The 9,721-nt window shown below is 64.0% G+C and carries 9 protein-coding genes; 4 read left to right on the top strand and 5 right to left on the bottom strand.

Annotated features, from left to right (window positions below; all coding sequences use genetic code 11):
- Positions 1–51: 51 nt before the first annotated feature.
- Complete coding sequence (locus ACFPME_RS01905) at positions 52–405, top strand: YciI family protein (protein WP_377301457.1); 354 nt, start codon at positions 52–54, stop codon at positions 403–405.
- A 260-nt stretch (positions 406–665) separates the two neighbouring features.
- Positions 666–1,034 carry a TonB-dependent receptor gene (locus ACFPME_RS01900; protein ID WP_377301455.1) on the top strand — a complete coding sequence of 123 codons (369 nt, stop codon included), beginning with the start codon at positions 666–668 and terminating at the stop codon, positions 1,032–1,034.
- A 245-nt stretch (positions 1,035–1,279) separates the two neighbouring features.
- On the opposite strand, the gene ACFPME_RS01895 is transcribed toward ACFPME_RS01900, so the two are convergent.
- The 3 genes from ACFPME_RS01895 to ACFPME_RS01885 all read right to left on the bottom strand — a co-directional run bounded on the left by ACFPME_RS01895 (position 1,280) and on the right by ACFPME_RS01885 (position 4,237).
- Positions 1,280–1,519, bottom strand: coding sequence for a hypothetical protein (locus ACFPME_RS01895; protein ID WP_377301453.1), 240 nt, complete (start codon positions 1,517–1,519; stop codon positions 1,280–1,282).
- Between the two features lie 311 nt (positions 1,520–1,830).
- The gene (locus tag ACFPME_RS01890; protein WP_377301451.1) at positions 1,831–2,508 is read right to left on the bottom strand and encodes a hypothetical protein; all 678 of its coding nucleotides are present in this window, start codon (positions 2,506–2,508) and stop codon (positions 1,831–1,833) included.
- A gap of 493 nt (positions 2,509–3,001) precedes the next feature.
- Positions 3,002–4,237: a TolB-like translocation protein gene (locus ACFPME_RS01885; RefSeq protein WP_377301449.1), complete on the bottom strand. Its 1,236-nt coding sequence runs from the start codon at positions 4,235–4,237 to the stop codon at positions 3,002–3,004.
- Between the two features lie 461 nt (positions 4,238–4,698).
- Here ACFPME_RS01885 and ACFPME_RS01880 point away from each other — a divergent pair, with 461 nt between their 5' ends.
- Entirely contained in the window at positions 4,699–6,093 is a 1,395-nt protein-coding gene (locus tag ACFPME_RS01880) for a cytochrome C (RefSeq protein WP_377301447.1), read from the top strand.
- A gap of 230 nt (positions 6,094–6,323) precedes the next feature.
- Complete coding sequence (locus tag ACFPME_RS01875; RefSeq protein ID WP_377301445.1) at positions 6,324–6,557, top strand: DUF2188 domain-containing protein; 234 nt, start codon at positions 6,324–6,326, stop codon at positions 6,555–6,557.
- 67 nt (positions 6,558–6,624) lie between these two features.
- Here the strand turns inward: ACFPME_RS01875 and ACFPME_RS01870 are convergent, their stop codons facing one another.
- Entirely contained in the window at positions 6,625–8,439 is a 1,815-nt protein-coding gene (locus ACFPME_RS01870) for a peptide-N4-asparagine amidase (RefSeq protein ID WP_377301443.1), read from the bottom strand.
- 189 nt (positions 8,440–8,628) lie between these two features.
- The gene (locus ACFPME_RS01865) at positions 8,629–9,648 is read right to left on the bottom strand and encodes a zinc-dependent alcohol dehydrogenase family protein (RefSeq protein WP_377301441.1); all 1,020 of its coding nucleotides are present in this window, start codon (positions 9,646–9,648) and stop codon (positions 8,629–8,631) included.
- Between the last annotated feature and the right edge of the window lie 73 nt (positions 9,649–9,721).

Here is a 9,721-nt window from a genome sequence, read left to right as displayed (position 1 = left end):
CGTAATGGAGGCCGGCGACGCGCCAGCCTGCACATCATTAGAGGAAAGGACATGCCGCAGTATCTGGTGGCGATCCACCACCCCGACAATTACGACGCGTCTCTTGAAGACGAAGCCATGGTCCGCGACATCCAGGCGCTCAATGACGAGATGGCGGCTGCCGGTGCCTGGTTCTTCGCCGGCGGCCTGCAATCGGCGCCCCTCGCGAAATCACTGCGCAAGCAGCCCGGCGGACAGGTGCTCATCACCGATGGGCCGTACATCGAGGCCAAGGAACACATTGGCGGCTTCTGGATACTCGACGCAGCCAACATGGATGAGGCCCTGGCGTGGGGACGCAAAGCCGTCGCCGCCTGCCGTGCATCGGTCGAGGTGCGCGAGTTCCTGGCCATGCCAGCGGACTAGCAACGCCAAGCCCCGGAATACGGAGGTTTCGCCGCCACGCTTGGCGTATCGGTGCTCGCGTTGCAGGATGGGAAGGCAGGGCAGACGCAAGCCAAAGCGAACGGGGCAGCGCCGTTTGTTCCCGGCGCAACCGGGGTTTGAGCCCTTTGCTTCCGTGCCGCAGACCGGACATCTGTAGCACAATCGGTTGGCGACGGTGTGCAGCCGGCAGCGCACCGCGCGGTATCGGTGCCGGTCACTGGCCACAAGGGGGAAACAACATGACGCTCGATCGGAGGTTCTTGCTCTGCGGTTTTGCCTATGCCATCGCGGGCATGGGACTCGGCATCTACATGGCGGCCTCGCACAACCACACGTTGTTTGTTGCGCACGCGCATATCCTGCTGGTGGGCTTCGTGGTGTCCTTCATCTACGCGCTGGTCCACAAGCTGTGGCTGGTCGGCGCACCCGCCCGGCTCGCCGTCCTTCAGTTCTACCTGCATCAGTTGGCGACGCTGGGGCTGACCGTGGGGCTGGTGCTGCTCTACGCCGGCGTGTTTCCCGAATCGACGCTCGCGCCGCTACTCGGCCCGATGTCCGTGGGCGTGTTGATCGCCGTGGTCTTGATGGCCTGGCTGGTCATCCGGTGAAGGAAGCGCAAGTGCCATGCACGTCAGGGGCCATTCCGAAACGGCCGGGGAAGTAGTCAGTTGCCCCTGAAGACTCATGTCGCCGCCTCCAGCGCTCGCCGGCCGAAGTGCTGTGCGGCGACAACCCCGCGTTGCAGCGCGTGACTGAAATCGCTGGACGCGCATCCGGCAAGCTCTCGCGTACGCTCGCGCAGAGCGCCGCGCTGCATTGACCTGGTCCGGAGCGCCGCGGGCAGGGTTCCGCTTCATCCGGAGCAGCCGCCGCAACATATGGTCGGCAACTGCGCCACCTGTTGCGGCGCCACGGTCCAGCCGGTTTGCCGCAGTATCTCGATCAGGTCCGTGACGGTCACGTAGGAGGATATCCGCATCACCAGGCCGCTCATGTCGAGATCGACCACCGCGTTCGGATCGACATCGAACATGGCGTCCTGGATGACGTCGGGGCCGGGGCAGGCATCGGTGAGCGCGATATGGAATTCCATCGTATGGCCTCGTTTCATGCCTGTCGTGGTGGTGTTGCGATATCGCATGTTTGCCGAGCAGCGCCGGTGCCGTCTTGATCCTGGTCAGGTGAGGGATCGGGGGCCGAGGTTTTCTTGCGTCCATGCAGTCACGATCAGTTGATCCAGCCACGGGCATCAAAGGGGACGTGGCCCATGGAATCCCACCGACACCATCCTCGCCGTGGTGTGGGGGAAGGCCGGGCTCGATGGGCCACGTCCGCTCTTCTTCGGTTCTGGTCGCCATGTTGCGAGTTGCCGTTCGCCGCATGCTGCCTGGCGCAGCACCCCTGTCAGCCGTGCAGCTTGACCACCCGCAGGATGTCCCGGGCGTTTCTGGTGTGCACCTGCGCATAGATCTTCCAACCCCCTCCGCGCCTGACGCCGACGATCGTCACATCCTCGAGGACGTGGTCGTATTCGTTGCCGCCGCCACCGAAGACCAGGCCGTAGTGCGGATGGAGTCCGTTCCGGAGAGCGGCCGAGGTGGTGCCACCCGTCGGCTGGATGTGCCGCACGTGGGGATTGGCGCCGTCGACGATGAACGAGCAGCCATTGAGCAAGGTGGTCACCGCGAAGTTGCAGTTGAGCGCGGTTCCCAGGTCGTCCAGCGCGATGCCCGCGTAGTTGCCGTTGAGTGTCGCGCTGTCGAGCACCGGAATGTTGATCGCCAACGCGGTCACGCTGGTGCCGACGAAAGCCGCCTGGCCTCCGGCACGATCAAACGTGAAAGCGCGGCGGTCGGTGCCGGTCCACGGGCCGAATTTTTTCGCCGTGCCGGGGGAACGGTCGAAGACATTGCCACCCGCCACGCCCACGAGGCCGGCGGCGTCGACGTAGCCCGTGTTGCCGAAATGGGGCTGCTGTGCGGAGAATGTCGCAGGTACGCCGGCATAGGCTTTCAGGTAGTGCTTTTGCAGCCACTTGCGCGGGTGTGCCCGTAGTTCAATCAGTGCCTGAGCTGGTGTCATTTTCTGCTCCTTGATGCCTTGTCGTGTCTCTGCGGCGATGAAGAAACGGCTTCACCCAGGGAGCGGGGCAGGTTCACGCATGCTCCGTTCGGAGCTGAACCTGACCCGGTTCCCGGCACGACAAACGAACCGGGCGGGGGAAGTTGAGCACCGGATGGTACCGGGCCAGAGCCACTTGTGGCCCCAGGCTCCCGAAGTCGATTGATTGATCGGTGGGTTCTGCCAGAACCAGCGCTGGCCCGCTTGCTCCAGAGGAGGTTGACAGATGGCCCGCAGACCGATCATCGACCAGTCGCAGCAAGACCGTGCGCCGATGGCGATCATGATCGCTTTCGAAAAAAAGGGGAGAGTCGATAATGGTCGTTGATACAACGGACACAGGAGCATGCCGGCGCCTGCAACTGGGGGCAACCTGACCGCTGCCGGCGGAAGGGACCAGCACGTGCTTCCTTAGAATTGGGCGCAACTTGGAAAGTCGACGCTGGCCGGTTTTTCAGGGCTGGAACCAGGCGCCGTCGCCGGCTTTGCCTTTGGCGCTCTTGAGAATCTTCGTTGTATGGGTAGCAAGAGTGACTACCTCCAGCAAGGGATGTCCGACATATTCTTCGCCGTTTTCCACGCGACTGGAATCGGATCGGTTGAGCAGGATGCGGGAGTCATCGCTGGACCAATCAGCCACCGTCATGAAAACCACCCGATCCTGCGAAGCCGGCAGGAAGGGTTCCTTGGTGATCAGGCGTACATGACTGCCATCGGCGTCCATCACATAAAGGCCAATGTAGGCGATGTAATCAAGTTTGCCTTTGCAATAATTCAGCTCGACCGTGATGTGCGTGAATGCGATCTGGCGACCATCGTGGGACCACTTCGCTGTGTATGAGGCGCCATCGCCGGCTCCCCTCAGGTCGATGTATTTTTGTTCGCCTGTTGCAAAGTCGGCGAGGAAGATCCGGCCACCCCCTCCGCCCGATTGGGAGTACAGCCCCCTCGTCCCGTTGGGCGAAAACTGCATCGATATCATCCGTTCTTGCGAGAAGTAATCCAACGTGGATTCCCCCAGGTTTGCCAGCAGCGTGACGTGCCCTGTGGCGACGTTTACCCGGTAAACCCGCGAACGCAAATACAACGAGAGGCCTTGCTTGTAGTACTGACTTACTTCGAGGAAGACACTCTTGCCATTCTTTGACCAGTGCGGTGTCGACCATTTGGGTGGGAAGCGCATCTGGTCAAACATCGGGCAGAGAAGAGTGCGCAGGCGCTGTCCATCAGCCTGGACTACGGAGAGACAGTTGGTTGTACCGTCGACAAAAGCGATCGACGCTCCTGGCCCCCAAACGGCTTGTTGATGCAAGCCGAGCACAGGCGTGATTCGACGCATCCGGCCCCCGTCTTGATCCATCGTGTAGAGCTGCGATCGGTCCCGCGTGGCCTCGCTAGCGCGCTCGTAGACGATTCGTTGCCCGCTTGGGGACCATCGGCCATCTCTGTAATGCGTGCCTGCGATCTGTGGAGTCAGCTGGGTCACAAGGCCATTGGCAAGGTTTGCCCGCAATAAGGCTGTGCTTTGCAAGTTTCCGCTCGCATCGAACTGAGCGTGGGTGAACAGTATGGCGGCATTGGCCCAGTACGATTCCGGTATGGGGGCGCTGGCGGGCGCAGCTACCGCGCCCACGCTGAATGCCACAAGCAGAACAACGAACAGGGGGGCAGTGAGTTGGCGCTGGTCCATGGGAATGCTCCACGATTGTCCGCGAGTTACAGCCGGGTATGGTCAAAGCGCATTTACGCCCGTGCACGGAACGCTCTGGTACAGGGTCCGTGAAACGGCAACTCACGTACCGCAACGCCAAACCGAAACGGAAGATCACATAACGGCCGTCGGCACGCATGCGCGGCTTGGGCTGAGTTGGATTAAGCGGTTACAGCGCAGCGGTGCTGGCGCTGCAGATGCACGCGGATCGTCACGATACAAGCCGGGGCAATGTGCGCTCTGGGCCGATTCGTGCGGGAGGTTTTCCCGGCAGGGGCGACGGGCAGCGGCAAGATCGAAAGTATTTGCGCGGTAGTGCCCCGCCGGCATCGAGGTGCCGCAAAGAATGCGGCAACGCTGGTGGCTTGATCGAAATCAACATGCCGCGCACGCATCGGCTCAGGCTGGCCGCATGACTGGCAGCCAGGGAGCGCATACACATGAGCCGTTACTGCAAGAGCCCCGAAGCGGGCCGGTCCACCTTCATGCCTCGGCCTCGGCAGTGGCGCTGGCTGCTGCTGATGCTGGTGACCTTGCTGGGCGCGATGCCCTCGCTGGCGCTGGCGCTGCCTTCGTACGCCCGACAAACCAAGCTTGCCTGTGTGGCCTGCCACGTTGGCGCCTTCGGTCCGCAGCTCACCGAGTTCGGGCGGCAGTTCAAGCTGATGGGCTACACCATGAAGGTCGGCGACGCGAAGGAGTTGCCGCTGTCGGCGATGCTGGTGGAGTCGTTCACGCACACGCAGAAAGCCCAGGCCGACATTCCTGCCAAGGGCTTCGGCCGCAACGACAACGTCGAGCTGCAACAGGCCTCGGTGTTTCTGGCCGGGCGGCTGAGCGAGCACATGGGCGTGTTTGCCCAGGCCACCTATTCGGAGAACGGCGGCCTGCTTGGCTGGGACAACATCGACGTGCGCTACGCGCGCATGTTCAGCCGCGGCAAGCACACCGGCATATGGGGCATTTCGGTCAACAACAATCCCACCGTCAGCGACGTATTCAACACCGCACCGGCCTGGATGTATCCCTTCCTGTCGGCGGATCTGGCGCCAGGCGCACCGGCGCAACCGATGCTGTTTGGTGGCCTCGGTGGCCAGTCCATCGGTGCCAGTGCCTACGTGCAACTGGATGGCGCCTGGTACCTGGAGGCGGGCGGCTATCGCTCGCTGTCACCATCGTTCCTGCGTCATGTCAACGCCGACTACGACGGACGCGTGAGCGGCATCGCGCCGTATGCGCGTGCAACCTATACGTGGCATATGCCCACCGGCGATTTCTCCGTTGGCGGCTTCCTGCTGAGCGTGCGCCGGGGCCTGGTCGGCACAAACGCCGCTGGCGATGCGGTGGCTGTGGCCGGCCCCTCCGACCGCTTTCGCGATATCGGGCTGGATTCCAGCTACCTGTACACCAGGGGCGATCACAGCGTCACCGTGGAGGCGTTGTACGTGCGTGAGCAGCAACGCCTGGACGCCACCTACGCCGACGGCGGCGCCGATCACCTGCACAACAACCTGCAGGCGTTCAACCTCAGGGGCAGCTACTGGTATCGCAATACCTATGGCGTGACCCTCGCGGCGTTCGCCGACAACGGCAGCAACGACGTCACGCTGTACGGCAACGACGGCTCGCCGGATACCCGCGGCGAATCCATCGAGCTCAACTACAACCCGTTCGGCCAGTCCACCTCGTGGCGCCAGCCATGGGCCAATATGCGGCTGGGCTTGCAGTACACCTATTTCAACCGTTTCAGCGGGCGGGTGCACAACATCGACGGGGCGGGGCGCAACGCCAGCGCCAACAACACGCTGTACTTCTACGTGTGGCTGGCGATCTGAGCACGCGGCCGTCATGGCCGGCACGGCCTGCGCAGGGGTCGCCAAAGGTGCAGGCCGCGACGACGGGCTGCACGTCCGAAGGTCGGCTGGGGCGCTGGTTGCACTTCATCACCGATCACGCGCAGGCGTGCCGCGGGCGATCGCCCGCATGAGCCGGCCATCCGACCTTCCACCCATTGTTCACAAGCAGGCACCTAACGTGCAGTCGTGCCGAACGCGCGGGTGAGCCTGTGAAACTGATCGAAGTTCCGTTCCGGCCAGACCAGGATAACGGCTGGACGATCCCGATACCGGGCGGTGGCGAGAAGCAGTTCAAGTCCCGCGACGAAGCGTTGGCGTTTGCGCTCAAGCTCGCCAAACAGCAGCAGCGAGGCACGAACGCCACGTCCAGGTATTTGTGCGTGGAGGGCGCCGATGGCCAGTGGCGGTTGTTCACGTCGGACCTGCTTCCGGTAAGAGTCTGATCGAGGGTCAGGCCCACTGTCGCACGCGACGGAAGTAAACCTGACCCTCCCTTGGTTCGGCCGCCGCTCAGCGCCACCAGCCGAGCGTGTCCGGCGAACCGTCGGGATGCGTGAACCAGCGCACCCAATTACGCCCCTCCGGGCAGGTCGTACCCTTCGCCAGGTGCACTATCGCGCCGTTGCTCGCACCCAGTTCACCGTGATGGCAGCTGCCGAAGTTGTCCCGGTAGTCGCTCGTGGTGTAGCTCGCCCAGCGCGGGACCGGCTGTTGACTGCCACCTTTATTCACCGAATAGAAGCGGCTAACGGCATGCGTCGTGAAGTGGCCGAGGCCGGGTCGGTAGTGGTCGCCGTCCACCACGCGGCTCTGCAGCACCGTGACGTTGGTGCGCTTGAAGTCGATGATCCATCCGGCATCAACGGTGACATGCGTGGCGATGCTGTAGATCATCTGCAGCGGATAGCTGGTGCTCGTGCGGTCCCAGGCGATCAGGCGCTTGCCCAGGACACGGCTGCTGGTCTGCTGCACCGTGTTGCTCAGCTCGATATTCTGGTCGTAGAGCTTGTCGGCATCGTCAAAAAACACGTCGGATGATGGACCCTCCAGGTGAAACGCCTGCACGTTATGGAACTGGCTGGTCTGGTGCACGCACGAGTCGATGCGCCCGTGCGAGGTGGTGGCGCAACCGCATATCTTGAAATCGCGGTGTTGCCCCGTCTTGATATGGCCACGTGTGGTGAGGCCGGCCCGCTTCAGGGTGTTGGTTTCGGAGGGAGTACCCTTTTCCGTGGCCAGCGTGTTGAGGGTCACGGTGCCGGTTACCTGGTTTCGGCCCCGGTCCAGATACAGCAGCAAGGTTTCGGCGCCGCCGGGGCCTTCCTCGGGGGAAGGGGGGGGATTGTCCGCCGTGACGCTATGCGGGCCGGCCGCGCTGAGGATGGCCGCGAACGGCGTGAGATCGACCCGGTAGGGCCGGAAATTGAGCATCTCCAGCGTCGGGATCGGCAGGTCGGCGCTATTGCGGTGATACCACCAATTGAGATCGGCGACGACGCGCGGGAATGCCGGCGCGATGCCGGCCGCGGTCCCATCCACCGCGATCTTGATTTCACGAAAGCTGCCGCCGCCGCAGCCTTGGACGGGTGCATTGATCGTTTCCTTTGGGAGCCCACCAGGCGCTAAGACGTCTCCGAGCGGAATGTTCCCCACGTTTCCGACGCAGGTGTACCAGAACGGATTGTCCAGATAGTCGGCCTCGACGTCGAGGTAAGCGCGCACGATGTTGTGGGGCAGAGCGACCGGCGCGTTCGAATCAATCCCGACGACGGCATCGGGCACCCGTGGTGCGGGCGTGGCGGCGCTGGCCGGATAGAACAGCAGTTGCGCATCGGCGTTGTAAATGGGCTGGAGCTGGTCCCAGCCCCAGTCGATGGCCTCCGAGTTCTGCGCGCTCCAGATGCTCCCGGCGTGCGGTTCCCTGAACAGCGCGCTGTAATCGGTCAGGTCGCGTTCGACGTGCCAGCGGGAAAGGCCGTTGTAATGTGGCGCGGCGCTGCGGAACAACCGCACGCCGGCGAGGTCCATGCCCAGCGTTTCCACCACTGAACGCTGGGTGGTACGCATGTCAATCTTCAGGATGATCTTGGCCCATGGCGGCGGGCAGGACGCCGGCGGCATGTAGGTGATGTTCGGGTCGATGTCCATTTGAATGCTTTGTTGCGGCCAGGGGCGCTGGTGCAACAGTTCGACCACGCATGGCTGCCCGGCCGCGCGTGGCACGCGCGGGTCGACCGATACGACCGGGTTGGTCGGCGCCACCTGCGGGTTGACGGCGGCCGGGCCTTGCGCCTGCGCACTTGCGGCGAAGACGAACGGCAGCATGACCTTGGCACCAACGAGAGCTCGGCAAGGAATGTCGTTTCGGATTGTCATGGGGAATCTCCGCACATGCGGCCAATCCCGGCTTCCCCGCCAACCTTTTACCCGCGCGTCGCCCGATGGAGTTGACGCAGGTCAATAGCCAGCCGCGGCATCCGCGCAACCCGGATCACGACAATGACGCTGCTTGCGCTACGCCTGCGTTGCAGCCGCCACGTCCACCACGACCTTGCCGGTGGCGGTAGCGTTCTCGATCAGCTGGTAAGCCTGCTCCGCCTCGGCCAGCGAAAAACGGCGCGGGTCGAGATGGGTGCGCAGCAGGCCAAGGTCGGCCAGCCGGGTCGCCTCGCGCAGGATCTCGCCGTGATGTGCCCGGCCTTGCCCGGTCAGCAGCGGACGCAGGGTGAACACGCCGGAGTAAGTCGCGGCGCGGAACGACAGCGGCGCCAGCGCGTGGGTGCCCCAGCCCAGCGCACTGACCACGTGGCCGTGGTACGGCCGCACCGCTTCGAACGAAGCATCCAGCGTGGCGCCGCCCACGGTGTCGTAGATGACGTCGAAGCCCTCGCCGCCGGTGTGCACCTGCACGTAGTCCGCCACCGGGGTGCTGCCATAGTCGATCGCGGCGGCGCCGTAGTTTTCGATCATCGTTTTCTGCCTGGCGCTGCCGGTGGCGAATACCTGGGCGCCATGGGCACGGGCGAGCTGCACGGCGAGATGCCCGACGCCGCCGGCGCCGCCGTGCACCAGCACGCGCTGCCCCGCATGCACGTGCGCCCGATCGACCAGCCCTTCGTACGCCGTGATGAAACCCAGCGGCAGCGCGGCTGCCTCGAGCATCGACAGATCCTTCGGCTTCGGCGCCAGCAGGGCGGCGTCCACCGCCGCGTATTCGGCCAGCGAACCCTGCACGCCGCCGACGCCGCCGGTCATGCCGTACACGGCGTCGCCGATGCGCAAATCGTCCACGTCAGGTCCCAGTGCCACCACGGTGCCGGTCAGGTCGATGCCCAGCACCGCCGGCAGCGGGTGGCGCGCGTGGCCGGCGCTGCCGGCGCGGATCTTGGTGTCCAGCGGATTGAGGCCGGCCGCAGCCACGCGCACCAGCACCTGGCCCGGGCCGGGTACCGGCAGCGGGAGTTCGCTGAGGCGAAGCGGCGCGCCGATCTGTTCCAGCACGGCAGCTTTCATGGTGGCGGGAAGCGTGTTCATGGCGAGGTGTCCGGCAGGGAAGGTGCGTCCACGGTAGACCCGGTTGCGATGCATGGAAATCGACGTTTTCGTT

Source organism: Rhodanobacter umsongensis (assembly GCF_042654965.1).
Taxonomy (GTDB): domain Bacteria; phylum Pseudomonadota; class Gammaproteobacteria; order Xanthomonadales; family Rhodanobacteraceae; genus Rhodanobacter; species Rhodanobacter umsongensis.
The sequence above is the reverse complement of the archived record's forward strand: the minus strand, read 5'-3'. Positions and strand labels throughout refer to the sequence as shown.